We start from the raw sequence: 20913 nt of genomic DNA on the forward strand, positions 1-20913 counted from the left end.
GGGAACCTTCAGGTCCTGACCCGCAGCAGCAGCACCGACCGCGCCGGCACCGTCATCGTCTCCCCGCCCCGGTGCACCGTTCCCGGCGCCGTCCCCTGCTCCTCCCGTGAGGTGTCGACCACCAGCTCGTACGCCTGTGCCCAGGGCGGTCCGGGCAGTTGGAAGCTCGCCGGACGGTCGGAGGCGTGCAGGACCGTCAGGAAGCTGTCGTCCGTCACCTCCGCTCCCCGCGCGTCACGCCCGGGAATGTCGCGGCCGGAGAGATAGAGCGCGAGCGTGGAGGCCGGGGCGTACCAGTCCCGTTCCGTCATCTCCGTGCCGTGCGGCGTGAACCAGGCAAGGTCCCGCAGGCCGTCAGCCGCCCGCGCGCGGCCCGAGAAGAAGGCGCGGCGGCGCAGCACCGGATGGGCGTGACGCAGGGCGAGCAGCCGGGTGGTGAGCTCCAGCCGTCCGTGCGGCCCCGGCTGCTCCAGCAGTGACCAGTCCACCCAGCTGACCTCGTTGTCCTGGCAGTAGGCGTTGTTGCTGCCGCCCTGCGTACGGCCCATCTCGTCGCCCGCGACCAGCATCGGCACCCCCGTCGACAGCAACAGGGTGGTCAGCAGGTTGCGGACCTGCCGGCGCCGCAGCGCGTTGACGGCCACGTCGTCGCTCTCGCCCTCCGCGCCGCAGTTCCAGGACCGGTTGTCGTTCGTGCCGTCGCGATTGCCCTCCCCGTTGGCCTCGTTGTGCTTGCGCTCGTAACTGACCAGATCGCGCAGGGTGAACCCGTCGTGCGCGGTGATGAAGTTGATGGAGGCATACGGCCGCCGCCCGCCCCACGCGTACAGATCGCTGGACCCGGAGAGCCGGTACCCGAGATCCCGTACGTCGGGCAGCGCGCCGCGCCAGAAGTCCCGTACGGCGTCCCGGTACCGGTCGTTCCACTCCGTCCACAGCGGTGGGAACGCACCCACCTGATAGCCACCGTTGCCCACGTCCCACGGCTCGGCGATCAGCTTGACCCTCCTGAGCACCGGGTCCTGGGCGATCACCGCGAGGAAAGGGGAGAGCATGTCGACGTCGTGCATCGAGCGTGCCAGTGCCGCCGCGAGGTCGAAACGGAAACCGTCGACCCCCATCTCGGTCACCCAGTAGCGCAGCGAGTCGGTGATGAGCCGCAGCACATGGGGCTGCACCACATGCAGTGTGTTGCCGCACCCCGTGTAGTCCGCATACGTCCGGGCGTCCGACTGCAGACGGTAGTAGCCGCGGTTGTCGATACCGCGCAGCGACAGCGTCGGACCCCGCTCGTCCGCCTCCGCCGTGTGGTTGTAGACCACGTCGAGGATGACCTCGATCCCGGCGGCGTGCAGCGCCCGCACCATCCGTTTGAACTCGCCGACCTGCTGACCGGTGGTGCCGCTCGCGGAGTACGCGGCATGCGGCGCGAAGTAGCCGATGGAGTTGTAGCCCCAGTAGTTGCGCAGCCCGCGCCGCAGCAGATGGTCCTCGTGCGCGTACTGGTGCACCGGCAGCAGCTCGACCGCCGTCACCCCCAGCCCCACCAGATGCTCGATCGCCGCGGGGTGCGCGAGACCCGCGTACGTGCCCCGCAGCTCCTCGGGAATCCCCGGATGCAACCGGGTGAATCCCCGCACATGAAGCTCGTAGATGACCGAGTCGGCCCAGGGAGTCTTGGGCCTGCGGTCGTCCGCCCAGTCGTCGTCGTCATGGACGACGACACCCTTGGGGACGTACGGCGCCGAATCCCGGTCGTCGCGCACCGTGTCGGCGACATGCTGCTGCGGCCAGTCCCGCACATGCCCGTACACCTCGGCGGGCAGCACGAAGTCGCCGTCCACCGCGCGGGCGTACGGGTCGAGGAGCAGCTTCGCCGGATTCCAGCGCGCACCCGTCCACGGGTCCCAGCGGCCGTGCACCCGGAAGCCGTACCGCTGCCCCGGCCGGACATCGGGCACGAAGCCGTGCCAGATCTCGTGGGTCAGCTCGGTCAGCGGCAGCCGCGTCTCCCTGACGGGCCTGCCCGGATCTCCCGGCCTGCCCGGCTCCCCGGGCCCGCCGGCATCGTCGAACAGACACAGCTCGACAGCCTCCGCCCCGCCCGCCCAGAGCGCGAAATTGGTGCCCGCGACCCCGTCGGGGCCGACCCGGAACCGTGCCCCGAGCGGCGTGGGCGCCCCCGGCCACACCGACGGCCCGGCGACGCCCGGATCCCTGTGGCGGCCGTTGACCCCGGCCGCCGGAGGTGGGCCCGGCCGGTCGCCCGGCACCCCCTCCTGCACCGTCTCCTGCTCGGCTGCGCTCGACACCTGCCGGCCTCCCGCGGCTCGTCGGGCCCCGCTGGGGACACTCCCGGGCCCGAAGGGGTCTGGGGGAGTCCGGCTGCTCACGGCGTCCCGGCCGCGGCACCCCACGCGTGGTCCTCCCACCTGTTCTGCCCGCACTGCTCTCATCCCAACATCGCCCCGCACACACGTTTCCCCTGGAGGGGGGTGGTCGTTGGGCGGTACGTGAGACATGTACTGAAGCGGGCAGGGCACGGTACGGCCGTCGCCCTGACATGGGCAGGACTGATGGCCGGGCTGGCCGGCTGCACCGGCGGGGGGATCGACATCGCCGGCAAGGCACGAGGATCCGAGGAAACGATCCGGGTCACCCCCGAGGACGGGGCGAGGGGGGTGCGCCCGGACGGCGAGTTCGAGGTGAGGCTGCCCAGCGGGCGGCTGGAACGGGTCAAGGTGATGCAGATCGAGGACGCGCAGCCCGTCGAGGTGCATGGGCGGGTTTCCGAGGACGGCCTGCGCTGGAACCCCGGGAAGGGCACCCGGCTCGAGCTGGCGGCGAAGTACAGCGTCGACGTAGTGGCGCTGGACGCACACGGTCGCCGCTCGGCGCGCCACACCACCTTCACCACCTACGTCCCCGAGCGGCGCTTCATCGGCTACTTCAAGCCCGAGAACCGCTCGACCGTGGGCACCGGCATGATCGTCTCCTTCGGCTTCAACCGGGAGATCGAGAACCGCGCGGCGGTCGAGCGCGCCATCCGCGTCACCTCGGAGCCGCCGGTCGAGGTCGTGGGCCACTGGTTCGGCAAGGAGCGCCTGGACTTCCGGCCGCGCGAGTACTGGAAGCCGGGCACCAGGGTCACGGTCGACCTGCGGCTGAGGGACGTCCAGGCGGCGCGGGACGTGTTCGGCATCCAGGACAAGAGAGTGTCCTTCACCGTCGGCCGCTCCCAGGTCTCACGGGTCGACGCGGCCAAGCACACCATGGAGGTACGGCGCGACGGCGAAGCCGTGGCGACCGTGCCGATCACGGCGGGAGGGTCCAAGACGCCGACGTACAACGGAAGGATGGTGGTCACGGAGATGCACGACGTGACCAGGATGAACGGTGCGACGGTCGGCTTCAAGAAACGGGACGGCAAGGGCGAGTACGACATCAAGGACGTACCGCACGCGCTGCGCCTGACCGCCTCCGGGACGTTCCTGCACGGCAACTACTGGGCTGCGCCCGAGACGTTCGGCTCGGCGAACGTCAGCCACGGCTGCGTCGGGCTGCTCGACAACAAGGGCGGCGGCGGGGACACCCCGGCCGGCTGGTTCTTCGACCGCACGCTGATCGGCGATGTCGTCGAAGTGTTCAACTCGCGGGACAAGACAGTCGCTCCCGACAACGGTCTGGGCGGCTGGAACATGGACTGGAATCTCTGGAAGACGGGTTCCGCGCTGGGCTGACCCTCGCCGCTGACCTGCAAGGCCCGCACCGTCTCAAGTGAGCCCGCCGGACAAGTTGGGACTGAACGGTGACATCCGCGGGGAGTTCACGCGACGCGCGGTGTGATTGTCTATCGCCGTGCGTGCGTGAGGCGCGCGGGGGTGCGGGCCGTGGCGGGGCCAGGCCGTGCGAGGGGAGACGACCATTTTGAACGGGCAGCCGATATCCGGGGCATCGGCAGGGACCACAGGCGGGGACGGCGGACGCGGGCGCCGGGGCACCGCGTTGTCGGCTCTGGTGCTGGGGGCGTTGCTGGTGCTGGTGACGGCGTGCGGCGGCGGGGGATCCGACAAGGACAGCGCCGACAAGGGCAGGAAGGACGGGAAGGCCGAGAACGCGGCCTCCCAGGCGGTGGTCACCATCGCACCGAAGGACGGCGCCAAGTCGGTCGCCACGAGCGGCGCACTCAAGGTCACCGCGGCCAAGGGCAAGCTGTCGACGGTCACGGTCAAGGACGACAAGGGCACTCCGGTCGAGGGCAAGCTCGCCGCGGACGGCGCCAGCTGGCAGCCGCTGCAGCATCTCGCGGGCTCCACCAAGTACAAGGTGCACGCCATCGCGAAGGACTCCGAGGGCCGTGAGTCGGCGAAGGACGCCACCTTCACCACGCTGGTCCCGCAGAACACCTTCATCGGTCACTACACGCCGGAGGACGGTGCGACCGTCGGCGTCGGCATGCCCGTCTCGATCAACTTCACCCGTGGCATCACCGACCCCGAGGCCGTCGAGAGGGCCATCAAGGTCACCGCGGAGCCGAACGTCCCGGTCGAGGGCCACTGGTTCGGCAACGACCGCCTCGACTTCCGCCCGGAGAAGTACTGGGCAGCGGGCACCAAGGTGACGGTGAAGCTGAACCTGGACGGCGTCGAGGGCCGTCCCGGGGTGTACGGCGAGCAGGCCAAGACGGTGAAGTTCACCATCGGCCGCAGCCAGGTCTCCACCGTGGACGCGAGCGCGCACACCATGAAGGTCGTACGGGACGGCAAGCAGATCAAGGACATCCCGATCACCGCGGGCGCGCCGTCGACGACGACGTACAACGGCCAGATGGTCATCAGCGAGAAGTACAAGGTGACCCGGATGAACGGCGCCACCGTCGGCTTCGGCGGCGAGTACGACATCAAGGACGTGCCGCACGCGATGCGCCTGTCCACCTCGGGCACCTTCATCCACGGCAACTACTGGGCCTCGTCCGGGACGTTCGGATCGGCCAACGTCAGTCACGGATGTGTGGGTCTGCGGGACGCGCGCGGGGCGAACGACAACGGCACCCCGGCGGCGTGGCTCTTCGACAACTCGCTCATCGGCGACGTGGTGGTCGTGAAGAACTCCAAGGACAAGCTGATCGCGCCGGAGAACGGCCTGAACGGCTGGAACATGTCCTGGGCGGACTGGACCAAGTAACGGTCTTCTTCCGGCTGCTCCTCGTACGGCCCGGTGCTGTGACACACAGCACCGGGCCGTACTGCGTTAACCACCACTAACCTGCTGCCATGACTGTGCTGCATCTCCCGGGGGACAACCCCCGGACCCCCGCCAGGCTGCATCTCCCGGGGGACGACCCCCGGACCCCCGCGAGGAAAGGCAGGCGCACCCCGTGACCGTTGCACTCGAGGTCTCCGAAGGCGTCGGCACCATCCGACTGGACCGCCCGCCGATGAACGCTCTGGACATCGCTGTCCAGGACCGGCTGCGTGAGCTCGCCGAGGAGGCGGCCCGCCGTGACGACGTACGGGCCGTGATCCTGTACGGCGGCGAGAAGGTGTTCGCGGCCGGTGCGGACATCAAGGAGATGCAGGCCATGGACCATACAGCGATGGTCGTACGGTCCCGTGCCCTGCAGGACTCGTTCACCGCCGTCGCCCGCATCCCCAAGCCCGTCGTCGCGGCTGTCACCGGCTATGCGCTCGGCGGCGGCTGTGAGCTCGCGCTCTGCGCCGACTTCCGTATCGCCGCGGACAACGCCAAGCTCGGCCAGCCGGAGATCCTGCTCGGCCTGATCCCGGGCGCCGGCGGCACCCAGCGGCTCTCCCGGCTGATCGGCCCGTCCAAGGCCAAGGACCTGATCTTCACCGGCCGTATGGTGAAGGCGGACGAGGCGCTCGCACTCGGTCTGGTGGACCGCGTCGTTCCGGCCGCCGAGGTGTACGAGCAGGCGCACGCCTGGGCCGCGAAGCTCGCCCAGGGGCCCGCCCTCGCGCTGCGTGCGGCCAAGGAGTCCATCGACGCGGGCCTGGAAACGGACATCGAAACCGGCCTGGCCATTGAACGCAACTGGTTCGCGGGTCTGTTCGCGACGGAGGACCGCGAGCGGGGAATGCGCAGCTTTGTCGAGGAGGGGCCGGGCAAGGCCAAGTTCCTCTGATCGCACCCGCGTTGGACACTTCCGAGTGGAAGGTCAATCCGGTGCGCAGCTTAGCGGAGGCTTAAAGAAGCCTTAAGGCGGAGCGGCCACATATGCTTGGCGATCATTCGCATACAAGGCGTTGGTGCAGCTCAGAATGGGTATTAGGCCCCGCGGACTGCCACCGTCATATGCCATTACCTGCCCCCGGAATAACTCATTCCGGGGGCCCTATTCCCGTGGAACGGCCCCGCAAGGCGCGTGTTACGGCCATGATGGGGGCATGGCGGGCCTGGAGGGTGTGGAGCAACCGCGGCAGCGCGGCAGCGCTACCGCCGCGCGGTGGGTGCCGGCCGTCGAGGACGAACGGGCACTCAAGGCGCTGGAGTTGTTCGGCGATCCCACGGACGAGGAAATCCGCCTGCCCTCCCGCCCCGAATCCGCCGCCACCGCGCGACGGCTGACCCAGTGTGTGGTGCTGCGCCAGTGGGCGCTCTCCGCGCAGACCGCCGAGCATGCGGTCCTGCTCGTCTCGGAGCTCGTCGGCAACGCGGTACGTCATACCGGCGCGCGCGTCTTCGGTCTGCGCATGATGCGCCGGCGCGGCTGGATCCGGATCGAGGTACGTGATCCCTCGCGCGGCCTGCCCTGTCTGATGCCGGTTCAGGAGATGGACGTCAGCGGCCGGGGGCTGTTCCTGGTCGACAAGCTCTCCGACCGATGGGGCGTGGATCTGCTGCCCCGCGGCAAGACCACCTGGTTCGAGATGCGGGTCTCCGAGCGCTGAAGCACCCCGGAAACACAGAAGCCCCCTGAGCGGGGGCTTCTGCGGAGCGCTGTGGATCGGGGGGGTGTATCCACGGCTCGTTTCAAACGACCTGGCCCGGGTCAATGGGGGTCGCGTCATCGACTATGGCAGACGAAGGGCTCACCGCCAAAAGCCCATACTCGGGCGTAGTCGGCAAAAAGTGACGTAGCGGAAGTGAATCGTAGGCGAACTGACCTACCGGCCTAGTAAATGCTGAGTAAATATGCTCAGTGTCGGGTGTTTCATCGATGCGTTCATCCCGGGGGGCCCGGGAGGGGCGTGACTCGAAACATCATAAATTGGGTCAATCGTTATTTTTTGCTCGCTTCGCCCCTACTGTGCATTTCCGTGACCTCGATCGACCGCCGCGGCACACTGCGCGCGGGGGTGGGGGCTGCCCTCACGGGCGTCCTCGCCACGGGCTGCACCGACGGCGGCCCCTCCCCGGCGCAGCCCGCACCGCCCGCCACACCGTCCCGGCCTTCCCGCAGACCCCGTCCCGCATCCGCACCCGGCCCCCGCCCCTTCCCGGGGCAGCCCGTCGAGATCGAGCACGGACCCCGCGACCGCGACCGGGTGGCCCTCACCTTCCACGGTCACGGCGATCCGGCCACCGCCAGGGCCGTCCTCGCCGAGGCCGAGCGGGCCGGCGCCCGTATCACCGTGCTTGCCGTCGGCAGTTGGCTCGACACGTACCCGGAGCTCGCGCGCCGGATCCTCGACGGCGGCCACGACCTCGGCAACCACACCCATCGCCACCTGAGCATCTCGACGATGTCCGCGACACAGGCGTACGCCGAGATCAGCGACTGCGCCGAACGGCTGCGGCAGCTCACCGGGTCGATCGGCACCTGGTTCCGCCCCTCGCGCACGCAGTACGCCACCCCTCTCGTCAGCAGGCTCGCCCGCCGGGCCGGCTACCCGCACGTTCTCTCGTACGACGTCGACTCCCTCGACTTCACCTCACCCGGCGGTCCGGCCGTCGCCCGCAACGTCGTCGGGCAGACCCGGCGCGGGTCCGTGGTGAGCCTGCACTTCGGCTATGCGGACACGGTCGCCGCACTGCCGGCCCTCCTCGACGGACTCGCCCACCGCGGCCTGCGCGCGGTGACCACCACGGAGCTGCTGATCTGATGCACCCGACGACTCCCTTCCCCACGCGGACCACCGCGCTGCTCGCCGGCGCCCTCCTCGCCCTGCTCGCGGGCTGCGGCTCGCCCGCCGAGACGACGCAGGCGCGGGGCACCGACGCCGCCGTGCCGCCCGTCAAGCCCGAGAAGACCGTGTCGCGCGGACTGCCCGGCATGCCGCCGGTGCTCGATCCGGACGACGTCTACGCGGCCGACCGGCCGAACCTGCTCTCACCCACGGTCAGGGGCTTCCCGTCCCGGGTGTACGTCCCCAACACCAACTCCAACACCGTCTCGGTCATCGACCCCACGACGTACAGGGTCATCGAGACGATCCCGGTCGGCGCCCAGCCGCAGCACGTCGTCCCCTCCTGGGACCTGAAGACCCTCTGGGTCAACAACAACCGGGGGCATACGCTCACCCCCATCGACCCGGCCACCGGGGTCGCGGGCAAACCGGTCGAGGTGCACGACCCGTACAACCTCTACTTCACGCCGAACGGCAAGTACGCCGTCGTGATGGCCTCCCTGGACCGCGAGCTCGTCTTCCGCGACCCGCACACCATGGACCGGATCAAGAGGGTGCCCGTCTCCTGCTACGGCGTCAACCACGCCGACTTCTCCGCCGACGGCCGGTACTTCATCGTCTCCTGCGAGTTCTCCGGCGAGCTGCTGAAGGTCGACACCGAGAAGATGGAGGTCATCGGCCAGCAGAAGCTGCCGTTCGGCGGCGCGATGCCGCAGGACGTGAAGATCTCGCCGGACGGCAGGACCTTCTACATCGCCGACATGATGGCCCACGGCATGTGGGTGCTCGACGGGGAGAAGTTCACCACCCCCCGGCTGCTGCCCACCGGCAAGGGCTGTCACGGCCTCTACATCGGCCGTGACTCCCGGGAGATGTACATCACCAACCGCGGCGAGGGCTCCGTCTCGGTCTTCGACTTCAAACAGAACGAGCTGACCAGGAAGTGGCGGCTGCCGGACGGCGGCAGCCCGGACATGGGCGGTGTCTCGGCGGACGGCAACGTGCTGTGGCTGTCGGGGCGCTACGACTCCGAGGTGTACGCCATCGACACCAGGTCGGGTGAGCAGCTGGCCCGTATCGCGGTGGGCAGCGGCCCCCACGGACTGGCGGTCTATCCGCAGCCCGGCCGCTACTCGCTCGGCCACACCGGGATCTTCCGTTAGGCGACTGCCGGGCTCTGTCCCGGATCCCGCGACTCGGCCGGCGGGGCCGGACAGTCCAGCCCCGCCGGTGATCGAGGACACGGCCGAAGGCCGTACGGGGCGGCCTCCGGTTACGGGAAGGGGCGGGCGGGGGAGCGGCCTTCGGCAGGACCCTGGCTCACCACAGCACCGGCAGCCGTTCCGGCAGTCGTTTGATGAACCCCGTACGCCACACCAACTGCTCTTCCGGGACGGCGAGCCGGAGCCCGGGCAGCCGGTCCACCAGCGCGGCCAGCGCCACCTCCGCGTGGGCGCGGCCGAGCGCGGAGGCCGGGCAGAAGTGCCGCCCGCCGCCGAAGGACAGATGGGGATTGTGCGTACGGTCCAGATCCAGGCGCTCAGGGTCCTTGAAGACCTCCGGGTCGAAGTTGGCGCCCTCGACCAGGACCAGTACCAACTCGCCCGCGCGGACCAGGACGTCGCCGAGCTGTACATCGGCAAGGGCGAGGCGCGGCAGACCGTCGCCGATCGACAGGTTCCAGCGCAGCAGCTCGTCGACGGCGCGGCCCATCCGCTCCGGGCGCTCGCGCAGCGGGCCGATGAGCTCCGGACGCTGCAGCAGCGCCAGCACGGCCAGGACGAGGAAGGCGGAGGTGGAGACCGCCCCCGCACCGAACAGCGACACGGCGACCGCGCCGAGCATCTCGTCGGTCAGATGCGCCGACTCCTCGTCCTCCCGCAGTGCCGCCAACTGGCCGAGCAGGCCCGTGCGTTCGGACTCCGGAACGTTCAGCCGCTCCACCATGTACTCAAGGTCCTTGTACCAGTTGAGCTGCGACCCCTCAAACGTGTGCGGGCTGGTCATGAAGGCGATGTCCAGACCGGACATCAGCCGTCGCCAGTCGCCGAACGGCACCCCGATCACCTTGCAGTGCAGCGCCGCCGAGAAGGGGTCGGCGAACCCCGCACGGAGGTCGAACGGCGGGCCCTCGGCGAGCATCTGGCCGATCAGCTCATCGGCGGTGGCGCGCAGCCAGCCGTGCAGCCCTTCGCCCGCACGCGGGCTGAGTGCCTTCATCACCGCCTGGCGCAGCCCCGCGCTGTTGATGTTGCCCATGTTGTTGACGACCTCGGGCGGGATCGTCAGCGCGTACTGCCGTGGCGCACCCGGGGCGGCCGTGTCCTTGAGGCTGAACCGTTCGTCCCCCAGCACCTGTTTGGCCAGCGGGTAACTGCTCACCAGCCAGGCGCTGTCCCCGGTGAGGGTGCGCACCCGGGCCACCGGCTGCTTCTCGCGCAGCCGGGCGCACTCCGCGGGGAGGACATCGCCTCGCCGGGAGAGCGGGAAGTCAAGCTGCTCGACGGTCATCGTCCGCGGTCCTTCCGACGGATTCGGGTCGTACGACGGCATAGGCCTGGTTGCGGGCGGCGCGCAGTCCGCCGCCCTTTGCGTAGAGCAGTTCCGTGAGCGGCATCAGGTGGTGATAGCAGGACACGGAGCTGGGGACGTCGAGAATTCCCGGAGTATCGAGAAAGAAAGGGAGTTCCGCGGCGATGTAGGCGAGACAGGCGGACCGCTGCCGGGCGGTCATGGGCAGGCCGCCGGGCAGTCTCGCGCCCAGGAAGTGTTCCACCATCGCATCGCAGCTCTTGCGGAATTCCTCGTCGGTGGCGAGGAAGTGCTGCACGCGGCGGTGCAGGAGTTGGTACACCGGGTTGCCGGAGAATTCCGACAGCGCCCGCACGTGGACGGTGAGGCCGTGCGGTGCGGCCGCCTCGACCCCGGCCAGGATGCGCCGGCGCACGGCCTTGAGCTCCTTGGCCGCGCGCCGGGCGGCATGGTCGTCGGTGTGGCCGAGGGCCGCGAACATCTCGGCGACGTGCAGATCGGCGTAGACGAAATCCACCGCGGTGAAGTGTGCGGCTGCCCAGCGGGTGAGTTCCGCGATGCGCCGGGCATTGAAATAGCTGTTCCCGGGGGAAACCCCGATCAGAACGTGGTCGCCCTCGTCCCAGGTGATGTGGCAATGGGGGCTGTAGGGCTGGAACGTGAATGTGGCGGTAGTGATCGTCACTGTGAGAACGCCCTCGCGTCGCTTGTCCCTGGGAGCCCTGCGCTCCTGGTGTGGCGACGACGCCATGAAGTTATCTCCGGGCGGCGGAGAGTGACGAAGGGCCTCGAGTGATTTGGCGCGAACTCGGCCCAACGGGGCGGAAAATACCCTTCCGTAATACGGAAGGGTATTTGAAGCCTTTTCTGTCGCCCGGCTCACCGGCCTCCGGGGTCACCATCCTTCCGGGGCGCGCGACACCCCCGGCTCACCCGGCGACGAGCGGCGCCTCCGACAGCCCGCGCAGGTGCGGCGGCGACCGGGCCGTTAATCTGACTGCCGTCAGTAATGCACCAAGAAGGGGCGGAAGCAGTGGCGGACATCGAAGAGGCGCGCAGGGCGTTCGAGCGCTACGACCTGAACGGCGACGGGCTGATCACCGCGGCCGAGTACAAGAGCGTGATGGCGCAGCTGGGCGACTTCAATGTCACCGAGACGGTCGCCGAAGCAGTGATCAAGACCAAGGACGCCAACGGCGACGGTCAGCTGACCTTCGACGAGTTCTGGGCCTCGCTGAACAAGGCCTGATCCACCGAAGCGGCTCCGCGGCCCCCAGAACTCCCGTCATTGGGCCGGGGGCCGCCAGGAGCCGACCCTCACCGGCTCGGCAGGCGCCGGCGCCCGGCCCTCGCTGACACGGCAGAAGGAGACCGCGCCCGCGCGAGGTGCTCAGCACTCGATGATGTTCACCGCGAGGCCGCCGCGCGCGGTCTCCTTGTACTTCACCGACATGTCCGCGCCGGTCTCCTTCATGGTCTTGATGACCTTGTCGAGGGAGACCTTGTGGCTGCCGTCGCCGCGCATCGCCATCTTCGCGGCCGTGACGGCCTTGACCGCCGCCATGCCGTTGCGCTCGATGCAGGGGATCTGGACCAGACCGCCGACCGGGTCGCAGGTCAGACCCAGGTTGTGCTCCATGCCGATCTCGGCGGCGTTCTCGACCTGCTCGGGGGTGCCGCCGAGTACCTCGGCGAGCGCGCCCGCCGCCATCGAGCAGGCGGAGCCGACCTCACCCTGGCAGCCGACCTCGGCGCCGGAGATCGAGGCGTTCTCCTTGAAGAGCATGCCGATCGCGCCGGCGGAGAGCATGAAGCGGACGATGCCCTCCTCGTCCGCACCGGGCACGAAGTTCATGTAGTAGTGCAGGACGGCCGGGATGATGCCCGCGGCACCGTTGGTGGGGGCGGTGACGACGCGGCCGCCGGCGGCGTTCTCCTCGTTCACGGCCATCGCGTACAGAGTGATCCACTCCATCGCGCGGGCCAGCGGGTCGCCCTCGGCGCGCAGCTGGCGGGCCGAGTTGGCCGCACGGCGGCGGACCTTGAGACCGCCGGGCAGGATGCCCTCGCGGGACATGCCGCGCGAGACGCAGGCCTGCATGACCCGCCAGATCTCCAGCAGCCCCTCGCGGATCTCCTCCTCGGTGCGCCAGGCCTTCTCGTTCTCCAGCATCAGGGCGGAGATGGACAGGCCGGTCTCCTGGGTGAGCCGCAGCAGCTCGTCGCCGGTGCGGAAGGGGTACTTCAGCACGGTGTCGTCGAGCTTGATCCGGTCCTCGCCGACGGCGTCCTCGTCGACGACGAAACCGCCGCCCACCGAGTAGTACGTCTTCTCCAGCAGCGGGGTGCCGGAGCCGTCGTACGCGAAGAGCGTCATGCCGTTCGCGTGGTAGGGCAGGGCACGGCGCCGGTGCAGGATCAGCTGGTTCGGCTCGTCGAAGTCGATCTCGTGAGCCGTCCCTATCTCCGCGCCCATCAGACGCAGCCGGCCGGTCTGCCGGATGCGCTCCACCTCGGCGTCCGCCGTCTCGACGTTGACCGTGCGGGGAGAGTGGCCCTCCAGACCGAGCAGTACGGCCTTGGGCGTCCCGTGACCGTGACCCGTCGCACCCAGTGAGCCGAAGAGCTCGGCGCGGACCGAGGCCGTCTGGGCGAGCAGTCCGTCCTTCTTGAGGCGGCCGGCGAAAATGCGGGCCGCCCGCATCGGGCCGACCGTATGCGAGGACGACGGGCCGATGCCGATGGAGAAGAGATCGAAGACGGAGATGGCCACGGTGACGGACTCCCTTGTCTGCTCGTGGTGGGCGGTGCGGTAAGGAGAGCTTTGGTGCGGTAAGGCGTATTTGTAGAAGACGAGCGTAACTCGATCGAGTGACAAGACCGGCTCGGAGGGGTGTCGGGCGAGACTCGACTCACAGCCTGGGCGGCAGAACGGCACGGGACGGGCCCGCACCCCTTGTGGCGGGGTACGGGCCCGGGCCCTGCGACGCCCGTTCGCTCAGAGCGACGGGTACAGCGGGTGCTTCGCGGCGAGCGCCGAGACGCGCGCCTTCAGTGCCTCGGTGTCGTACGTCGGCTTCAGTGCCTCGGCGATGACGTCCGCGACCTCGCGGAAGTCCTCCTCCTCGAAGCCGCGGGTGGCCAGCGCCGGGGTGCCGATCCGCAGACCCGAGGTGACCATCGGCGGCCGCGGGTCGTTCGGGATGGCGTTGCGGTTGACCGTGATGCCGACCTCGTGGAGGCGGTCCTCGGCCTGCTGGCCGTCCAGCTCGGAGTTGCGCAGGTCGACGAGGACCAGGTGGACGTCCGTGCCGCCGGAGAGGACGGAGACGCCGTGCTCGGTCACGTCGGCCTGGACGAGGCGCTCGGCGAGGATGCGGGCACCGTCCAGCGTGCGCTGCTGGCGCTCCTTGAATTCCTCGGAGGCCGCGATCTTGAAGGAGACCGCCTTCGCCGCGATGACGTGCTCCAGCGGACCGCCCTGCTGACCGGGGAAGACCGCGGAGTTGATCTTCTTGGCGAGCTCCTGCGTCGACAGGATCACACCGCCGCGCGGACCGCCGAGGGTCTTGTGCGTGGTGGTGGTGACGACATGGGCGTGCGGCACCGGGTTGGGGTGCAGACCGGCGGCGACGAGACCCGCGAAGTGGGCCATGTCGACCATCAGGTACGCGCCGACCTCGTCCGCGATCCGGCGGAAGGCGGCGAAGTCCAGCTGACGCGGGTACGCCGACCAGCCGGCCACGATCAGCTTCGGGCGGGACTCCTTGGCGAGGCGCTCGACCTCGGCCATGTCGACCTGACCGGTCTCGAGGTCCACGTGGTACGCGACCACGTTGTAGAGCTTGCCGGAGAAGTTGATCTTCATGCCGTGGGTCAGGTGCCCGCCGTGGGCGAGGTTGAGACCCATGATCGTGTCGCCCGGCTTGAGCAGCGCGAACATCGCGGCCGCGTTCGCCTGGGCGCCCGAGTGGGGCTGGACGTTGGCGTGCTCGGCGCCGAACAGCGCCTTGATGCGGTCGATGGCGATCTGCTCGACGACATCGACGTGCTCGCAGCCGCCGTAGTAGCGGCGGCCCGGGTAGCCCTCGGCGTACTTGTTGGTGAGGACGGAGCCCTGGGCCTCCATGACCGCGACCGGAGCGAAGTTCTCCGAGGCGATCATCTCGAGGGTGGACTGCTGACGGTGGAGCTCGGCGTCGACAGCAGCGGCGACATCCGGGTCCAGCTCGTGGAGCGGGGTGTTGAGAAGCGACATCTCGATCCCTGTCGTGGTCGTGGGCTCAGTTACCGGAGAACTCGGAGTACTCGTCCGCGGAGAGCAGATCCTTCGGCTCCCCGCTGACGCGCACCTTGAAGAGCCAGCCGCCCTCGAAGGGGGCGGAGTTCACCAGCGACGGGTCGTTGACGACGTCCTCGTTGGCTTCGGTGATCTCACCGCTGACCGGGGAGTACAGATCGCTGACCGACTTGGTCGACTCCAGCTCACCGCAGGTCTCGCCCGCGGTCACCGTGTCGCCGACCACCGGGAGCTGGACGTACACGACATCGCCGAGCGCGTTGGCCGCGTGCTCGGTGATACCGACCGTCGACACGCCGTCCTCGGCGGCCGACAGCCACTCGTGCTCCTTGCTGTAGCGCAGCTGCTGGGGGTTGCTCATGAGCTGAATTCTCCTGTACGCGGGGGAGTGCTGGGAAACGGGCAAGGGAGAGTACTGAAGGTCACTTCTGGCGCTTGTAGAACGGCAGCGCGACGACCTCGTACGGCTCGTGGGCGCCGCGGATGTCGACGCCGACGCCCTCGCTGCCCGGCGCGGCGTGCGCCGCGTCCACGTATGCGATGGCGATCGGCTTGCCCAGCGTGGGCGACGGCGCGCCCGAGGTGACCTCGCCGACGACCTGGCCGCCGGCGACGACCTGGTAGCCGGCGCGGGGAACGCGGCGCCCCTCGGCGATCAGGCCGACGAGCTTGCGCGGCGGGCTGGACTCGGCGCGCTCGGCGGCGGCCGTCAGAGCCGTACGCCCGACGAAGTCGCCTTCCTTCTCGAACTTGACGACCCGGCCGAGACCGGCGTCGAAGGGCGTCAGCGCGGTCGTCAGCTCATGCCCGTACAGCGGCATGCCCGCCTCCAGGCGCAGCGTGTCGCGGCAGGAGAGGCCGCAGGGGATCAGACCGGCCGGGGCGCCGGCCTCGGTCAGCGCCACCCAGAGCTTCTCGGCGTGCTGCGGCTCGACGAAGAGTTCGAAGCCGTCCTCGCCGGTGTAGCCCGTACGGGCGATCAGCGCGGGAACTCCGGCCACCGTGCCGGGCAGACCCGCGTAGTACTTCAGCCCGTCGAGGTCGGCGTCGGTCAGCGACTTCAGGATGCCGGGGGACTCGGGGCCCTGGACGGCGATCAGCGCGTACGCGTCACGGTCGTCGCGGACCTCGGCGTCGAAACCGGCCGCCCGCTCCGTGAGGGCGTCGAGCACCACCTGGGCGTTGCCCGCGTTGGCGACGACGAGGTATTCGGGGGTCTCGCTCCCGCCGAGGCGGTAGACGATCAGGTCGTCGAGGATTCCGCCGTCCGGGCGGCAGATCATGGTGTAGCGGGCGCGGCCGACGGCGACGCCGCCGATGTTGCCGACCAGCGCGTAGTCGAGCAGCGCGGCGGCCTGCGGTCCGGTGACGGTGATCTCACCCATGTGGGAGAGGTCGAAAAGACCGGCCTTGGTACGGACGGCGTTGTGCTCGTCGCGCTCGCTGCCGTACCGCAGCGGCATGTCCCAGCCCGCGAAGTCGGTCATGGTCGCGCCCAGCGAACGGTGCACGGCATCGAGGGCGGTCAGACGGGGGGCGTTGCTCATAGATGTGACTCCCAGGGCAATGGCCGGCGAGGACAATCCTCCCCATCTGTCATCGGAACCTGAGAGGTTCGCCGCGACCACACGTCATGATGGTCGTGACTTGCACCTTGGGTGGAGCCACTCGACAGCGGCTCGCTTTTCAGATCTGCCTCATCACACGCGGTACGGGGCCTGAGAGATTCAAGGGAGGGACTTGCTCCTTCGGCGCCCGGCGCACACAGTGGCCAGGACTCTCCCGCGTGGATTCAAGCGGCCGGTATGCAGTTGGCGCGCACATCATTGCACGCATCGTGGGGGAGTGGGGTGTCCGGCCCACGGTCGAGCCTCAGCCGCAAAACGGTTGTGCTGTATTACCGTTTCTTTACACTTCATGGGCAAGGGTGGGATGACCCGACATGGGGGAGGCTGATGACGTTGCAGCGGCCCGAGGCTTACGCAACGACCGCGGGGGTGCCCGCCCGGCGGCTGTTCGGGGCGCCCGCGCCCGTCCTGCGCGACCTGAGGGACCGGTCCGGGCGCAGCCCGCGCAGCCTGGACTTCGCCGCGGGTGACGTGGTGGTCGTCTCCGGCCTGCCCGGCAGCGGGAAGTCCACCCTGATCCGGCGGGCGGCCAGCAGCCGGGGAATCGACTCGCAGGACACCCGGGACCGGTGGGGCGCGCGGATGCCGCGGCTGCTGCCGTACGCCGTCTACCGCCCGCTCGTACGGATCGCGCACTACGCCGGACTGCGACGCGTACTGCGCTCGGGCGAGAGCGTCGTCGTGCACGACTGCGGCACCCAGGCGTGGGTACGGCGGTGGCTGGCCCGTGAGGTCCGCCGCCGCGGGAGCGGCCTTCACCTGGTGCTGCTCGATGTCACCCCCGCCGTCGCCCGTGAGGGCCAGCGCGAGCGCGGCCGCGGAGTCTCCGGCTACGCCTTCGCCCGGCACCGCCGCGCGGTGGGCCGCCTGATCGCCGACGCGGAGTCCGGCAGCCTGCCCAAGGGCTGCGCCTCGGCAGTCCTCCTCGACCGCGACGCGGCGGGCACGCTGACCCGGATCGGCTTCGAGGGCCCGTAGGGGCCGCGTCCGGCGTGCCGCCCGCAGCTTGGGGGCCGTCCCGCTCTCGGTGCGGCTCCACGGCGGCGTTAGGGTCGGAGCGCGAGACCGTGGGAAGCAGGGGGAGAAGGACAGCACATGGAGACACCGGAGCACGCCCATCCGTATCCGCACGGCGGCTGGCCGGGGAACGAGCTCGAAGAGGTGCTCGGCGCCTCGCTCGGCAACCCCTCGGCCGGCGGGCGGCTGGTCGAGGTGCTCGGGCGCAGTCATGTCTGGGTGCCACTGCCCAACGGCGGCGGGCCCGACAGCCCCGCCCTCGATCTGCCCACGATGGAGATCGACGGGGCTCCCTACGTACCGGTCTACAGCTCCGAGCAGCAGTTCCTGCAGTGCGTCGGCAGCCATATGTCCTTCACCGTCGCCCCCGCCCGCGAGTTCGCCCGCGGACTGCCCCCGCAGCTCGGCATCGCCGTCAATCCGGGCGGCACCGTCGGCACCCCGCTGCCCCCGCCCGCCGTCGCCGAACTGTGCCGGGTGGGGCGCACGCTCCTCGACGGACCCGCGAGCGGCGGCAGGGTGCGGCTCTTCGAGCCCGACTGGCAGGAGGAACCCGTCGACTTCCTCGCCGCCGCGGCAGGCGAGTTCGAGGCCTGTGGCGTCGTACTGACCGCACGCCGCGCGCTCGCCTCCATCGAGGGCGACTCGCCGACCCTCTTCATCGGCGTCCAGCTCTCCTCCTGGGAGGGCGCCGACCGCAACGCCCCGATGGACGCGCTGGGTCGCGCACTGGGCCGGGCGCAGGTCGGCTGGCCGGTCAGCCTCGTTCTGCTGGACGTGACACAGGACCCCGTCGGCGCATGGATGCTGGAGCGGGTCCGGCCCTTCTATCAACGACAGCACGTGTAGTCGTCAAGTCGGTGTCAGCTCTGCCGATTAAGCTGGTTTCATGGCTTTACCGCCGCACCGTGTGCCCGGTGGGGGCACCTCCCACGCCGCAGGCTGTGGGGAGGTCGTGCTGAATGGTCGATCGAAGAGGGGCGGAACCCAGGGTGAGTGCGTCAGGCACCGCGGCGGCCGGGCAGGTCGAGCACATGCTGCGCCAGGTGACTCCCGGACGCTATGACGCGTACGAGGCGCTGCTGCACGCGATCGCCGACCCGTCGAGCGGCCAGATCTGGATGCTCCTGTGGCACGGCCAGGCCGGCTCGCCCGACGCCCAGTACGGGAACATGGAGGTCGACGGCGTCGGTTACGCCCCCTGTGTGACCTCCGCCCAGGAACTCGCCGTCTCCGGCTGGACCCGCGCGCACGAAGTGGTCACCGGCCCGGACATCGCCCGCGCCCTGTACCCGGACCGCTGGGGAATCTGGCTCAACCCGCACGCCCCGGGCGGCGGCGTCGGCATTCCCTGGCTGGACCTGCGCCGTATCGCCACCGGCCTCGACCGGATGCCCGCGGGCCCCCTGCGGCTGTCCGAACCGGCCATCGAGATTCCGCACTTCTACGCCCTGCTCTCGCAGAACGCCCACCGCACGCCCGCGGTCCGCTCCCTGCGCCGCGCCTGGGTGCAGCCTGTGCTCGGTGCTCCCTATCTCGCCATCGGGCTCGATCTGTACGACACCAGCAGGCAGTCCGTGGAGGCGGTGCGCGCGATGATGCAGCAGTCGATCGCCGCCGTCCCGGACGGGCTGCCGGTCTCCACCGTCGCCATGTCCGACGACTACGACCCGGTGTCGATGTGGCTGCGGACCAATGCCCGGCCCTTCTACGACCGTGACGCCCACGGCGGCGCTCCCGCGGCCGGCGGCTACGGCTACCCGCCGCCCCACGGCCGCTGATCGGGGAGCAGCCGATCTCCCCGGGCCGCCCTCCGCGATGAGTTGAGGGCTTGACTCTTCACGACCGCACCCGATCCGGGGCGATCGTGAGGATCTCAACCCGCCCTGCCTGGGCGCGCCTACCCGGGCCACCTTGGCGTATCCGCTGCGCGGCACGCGTCGGCCTCACACGTATCTCGGCTTTGCAAAGGAACGACAGCAAACCTTGCCGAAGGTGAGGGCCGGGAGACGGTGTTGAGCCCACGTCGGTGGCCGCCAAACCCGTTCAGTCGATCACGATGTCCGCATTACGGATCGAGGCTGGCCACATCACGGTTGCGCATCCATTCCCCGTGGGGACTGGCAGGTGATCGCGAGAGCGTTGAAGACTCCCGGCAAGCGGGGGGCGTCGGACGTGTGTGCAGTTGAGGTCAATGACTCGACGCCTCACCTGTCAGAACCACCCGAACACCGGTAATACGGCAGCAAATCGACCGCACCGTCGACCCGGAGCGGGCCGCCAACGCACCGTCGGCAACCGCCGGCACGGGCAAGCACGAGGGACGATGACCGCACCCATTGAGACCACTGGATCGCAGACCGACGTTGCGCCCGAGGCTGTGCTGAAGGGCGTCAAGTCCCAGCAGATCGAGGGCCGTTCGCTCGGGCAGATCGCCTGGACGCGCTTCAAGCGCGACAAGGTGGCCGTCGCCGGCGGCATTGTCGTGGTGCTGCTCATCCTGATCGCCGCCTTCTCCAGACCGCTCCAGGCGCTGCTCGGGCTCGACCCGAACCAGTTCCATCAGGACCTCATCGACCCGAACACGACCCTGCCCACGGGTGATTTCGGTGGAATGAGCTGGGATCACCCGCTTGGTGTGGAGCCGAAGTTCGGCCGTGACATCCTCGCCCGCATCCTCGAGGGCTCCTGGGTGTCGCTGGTGGTGGCCTTCGGTGCGACGGTGCTCTCCAACGCGATCGGCACGGTCCTCGGTGTGATCGCCGGGTACTACGGCGGGCGGGTCGACATGATCATCAGCCGCCTGATGGACACTTTCCTGGCGTTCCCGCTGCTTCTCTTCGCCATCGCCATCTCCGCCACCCTGCAGGGCGGCGCCTTCGGCCTCGAGGGCTTGCCGCTGCACATCCTGGTGCTGATCTTCGTCATCGGCTTCTTCAACTGGCCCTATATCGGCCGTATCGTCCGCGGCCAGGCGCTGGCGCTGCGTGAGCGGGAGTTCGTGGACGCCGCGCGCGGGATGGGGGCACGTGGCCCGTACATCCTGTTCAAGGAGCTGCTGCCGAACCTCGTCGCGCCGATCATCGTCTACTCGACGCTGCTCATCCCGACCAACATCATCTTCGAAGCGTCGCTCAGCTTCCTCGGTGTCGGGATCCAGCCGCCCCAGGCCTCCTGGGGCGGAATGCTCGACCAGGCAAAGGACTCCTTCGAGGTCGACCCGCAGTACATGGTCGTGCCCGGCCTTGCCATCTTCGTCACCGTGCTGGCGTTCAACCTGCTCGGTGACGGCCTCCGGGATGCGCTCGATCCTCGCAGCCGCCGCTGACGTCTGCCGGGCTGAGTC

The 20913-nt window shown here is 69.5% G+C and carries 18 protein-coding genes and 1 riboswitch; of the genes, 11 read left to right on the forward strand and 7 right to left on the reverse strand.

Annotated features, from left to right (window positions below; translation table 11 throughout):
- Positions 1–8: 8 nt before the first annotated feature.
- Positions 9–2312 (reverse strand): glycogen debranching protein GlgX, encoded by a 2304-nt coding sequence (gene glgX, locus OG883_RS06215; protein ID WP_266536076.1) that lies wholly within the window; start codon positions 2310–2312, stop codon positions 9–11.
- 201 nt (positions 2313–2513) lie between these two features.
- Here glgX and OG883_RS06220 point away from each other — a divergent pair, with 201 nt between their 5' ends.
- The 6 genes from OG883_RS06220 (at position 2514) to OG883_RS06245 (ending at position 9253) form a co-directional block, all read left to right on the forward strand.
- Entirely contained in the window at positions 2514–3740 is a 1227-nt protein-coding gene (locus tag OG883_RS06220; protein WP_266536079.1) for an Ig-like domain-containing protein, read from the forward strand.
- Positions 3741–3927: 187 nt separating this feature from the next.
- Positions 3928–5184 carry an Ig-like domain-containing protein gene (locus OG883_RS06225; RefSeq protein WP_266536082.1) on the forward strand — a complete coding sequence of 419 codons (1257 nt, stop codon included), beginning with the start codon at positions 3928–3930 and terminating at the stop codon, positions 5182–5184.
- Between the two features lie 193 nt (positions 5185–5377).
- Positions 5378–6145, forward strand: coding sequence for an enoyl-CoA hydratase/isomerase family protein (locus OG883_RS06230; RefSeq protein ID WP_266536085.1), 768 nt, complete (start codon positions 5378–5380; stop codon positions 6143–6145).
- Positions 6146–6407: 262 nt separating this feature from the next.
- On the forward strand, positions 6408–6911 hold the full coding sequence (locus OG883_RS06235; RefSeq protein ID WP_266536088.1) for an anti-sigma regulatory factor: 504 nt from the start codon (positions 6408–6410) through the stop codon (positions 6909–6911).
- Between the two features lie 369 nt (positions 6912–7280).
- The gene (locus OG883_RS06240; protein ID WP_266536090.1) at positions 7281–8066 is read left to right on the forward strand and encodes a polysaccharide deacetylase family protein; all 786 of its coding nucleotides are present in this window, start codon (positions 7281–7283) and stop codon (positions 8064–8066) included.
- Positions 8066–9253 (forward strand): YncE family protein, encoded by a 1188-nt coding sequence (locus tag OG883_RS06245; protein WP_266536093.1) that lies wholly within the window; start codon positions 8066–8068, stop codon positions 9251–9253. The genes OG883_RS06240 and OG883_RS06245 overlap by 1 nt, the downstream gene beginning before the upstream one ends.
- A gap of 157 nt (positions 9254–9410) precedes the next feature.
- Here OG883_RS06245 and OG883_RS06250 read toward each other — a convergent pair whose 3' ends face one another.
- Positions 9411–10601, reverse strand: a complete 1191-nt coding sequence (locus OG883_RS06250) for a cytochrome P450 (RefSeq protein WP_266536095.1) — start codon at positions 10599–10601, stop codon at positions 9411–9413.
- Positions 10582–11307 (reverse strand): tRNA-dependent cyclodipeptide synthase, encoded by a 726-nt coding sequence (locus OG883_RS06255; protein ID WP_266536098.1) that lies wholly within the window; start codon positions 11305–11307, stop codon positions 10582–10584. The genes OG883_RS06250 and OG883_RS06255 overlap by 20 nt, the downstream gene beginning before the upstream one ends.
- Before the next feature lie 348 nt (positions 11308–11655).
- On the opposite strand from OG883_RS06255, the gene OG883_RS06260 reads away from it, so the two are divergent.
- Positions 11656–11871 carry an EF-hand domain-containing protein gene (locus tag OG883_RS06260; RefSeq protein ID WP_266536101.1) on the forward strand — a complete coding sequence of 72 codons (216 nt, stop codon included), beginning with the start codon at positions 11656–11658 and terminating at the stop codon, positions 11869–11871.
- A 141-nt stretch (positions 11872–12012) separates the two neighbouring features.
- On the opposite strand, the gene OG883_RS06265 is transcribed toward OG883_RS06260, so the two are convergent.
- The 4 genes from OG883_RS06265 to gcvT form a co-directional block, all read right to left on the reverse strand.
- Positions 12013–13395, reverse strand: coding sequence for an L-serine ammonia-lyase (locus OG883_RS06265; RefSeq protein WP_266536104.1), 1383 nt, complete (start codon positions 13393–13395; stop codon positions 12013–12015).
- Positions 13396–13620: 225 nt separating this feature from the next.
- Positions 13621–14880, reverse strand: coding sequence for a serine hydroxymethyltransferase (glyA, locus tag OG883_RS06270; RefSeq protein WP_266536107.1), 1260 nt, complete (start codon positions 14878–14880; stop codon positions 13621–13623).
- Between the two features lie 25 nt (positions 14881–14905).
- The gene (gene gcvH / locus OG883_RS06275) at positions 14906–15283 is read right to left on the reverse strand and encodes a glycine cleavage system protein GcvH (protein ID WP_266536112.1); all 378 of its coding nucleotides are present in this window, start codon (positions 15281–15283) and stop codon (positions 14906–14908) included.
- 61 nt (positions 15284–15344) lie between these two features.
- Complete coding sequence (gene gcvT, locus OG883_RS06280; protein WP_266536115.1) at positions 15345–16469, reverse strand: glycine cleavage system aminomethyltransferase GcvT; 1125 nt, start codon at positions 16467–16469, stop codon at positions 15345–15347.
- Between the two features lie 150 nt (positions 16470–16619).
- Positions 16620–16717, reverse strand: a riboswitch (glycine riboswitch).
- 160 nt (positions 16718–16877) lie between these two features.
- Between gcvT and OG883_RS06285 the strand changes: the two genes are divergently transcribed.
- The 4 genes from OG883_RS06285 (at position 16878) to OG883_RS06300 (ending at position 20895) form a co-directional block, all read left to right on the forward strand.
- Positions 16878–17528, forward strand: coding sequence for an AAA family ATPase (locus OG883_RS06285; protein WP_266536118.1), 651 nt, complete (start codon positions 16878–16880; stop codon positions 17526–17528).
- Positions 17529–17645: 117 nt separating this feature from the next.
- Entirely contained in the window at positions 17646–18416 is a 771-nt protein-coding gene (locus tag OG883_RS06290; RefSeq protein WP_266536121.1) for an enhanced serine sensitivity protein SseB, read from the forward strand.
- 143 nt (positions 18417–18559) lie between these two features.
- A complete protein-coding gene (locus OG883_RS06295; protein ID WP_266536123.1) occupies positions 18560–19348 on the forward strand; it encodes an enhanced serine sensitivity protein SseB C-terminal domain-containing protein in 789 nt (262 codons plus the stop codon).
- 545 nt (positions 19349–19893) lie between these two features.
- The gene (locus OG883_RS06300) at positions 19894–20895 is read left to right on the forward strand and encodes an ABC transporter permease (protein WP_266536126.1); all 1002 of its coding nucleotides are present in this window, start codon (positions 19894–19896) and stop codon (positions 20893–20895) included.
- Positions 20896–20913: the final 18 nt, after the last annotated feature.

The sequence above is a fragment of the Streptomyces sp. NBC_01142 genome (genome assembly GCF_026341125.1).
In the GTDB taxonomy this organism is placed as follows: Bacteria; Actinomycetota; Actinomycetes; order Streptomycetales; family Streptomycetaceae; genus Streptomyces.

Coding starts and splice junctions, on each gene's coding strand:
- OG883_RS06235 (WP_266536088.1), top strand. CDS start 6,408: ATGGCGGGCCTGGAGGGTGTGGAGCAACCGCGGCAGCGCGGCAGCGCT.
- OG883_RS06245 (WP_266536093.1), top strand. CDS start 8,066: ATGCACCCGACGACTCCCTTCCCCACGCGGACCACCGCGCTGCTCGCC.
- OG883_RS06250 (WP_266536095.1), bottom strand. CDS start 10,601: ATGACCGTCGAGCAGCTTGACTTCCCGCTCTCCCGGCGAGGCGATGTC.
- glyA (WP_266536107.1), bottom strand. CDS start 14,880: ATGTCGCTTCTCAACACCCCGCTCCACGAGCTGGACCCGGATGTCGCC.
- gcvH (WP_266536112.1), bottom strand. CDS start 15,283: ATGAGCAACCCCCAGCAGCTGCGCTACAGCAAGGAGCACGAGTGGCTG.
- gcvT (WP_266536115.1), bottom strand. CDS start 16,469: ATGAGCAACGCCCCCCGTCTGACCGCCCTCGATGCCGTGCACCGTTCG.
- OG883_RS06285 (WP_266536118.1), top strand. CDS start 16,878: ATGACGTTGCAGCGGCCCGAGGCTTACGCAACGACCGCGGGGGTGCCC.
- OG883_RS06290 (WP_266536121.1), top strand. CDS start 17,646: ATGGAGACACCGGAGCACGCCCATCCGTATCCGCACGGCGGCTGGCCG.
- OG883_RS06300 (WP_266536126.1), top strand. CDS start 19,894: ATGACCGCACCCATTGAGACCACTGGATCGCAGACCGACGTTGCGCCC.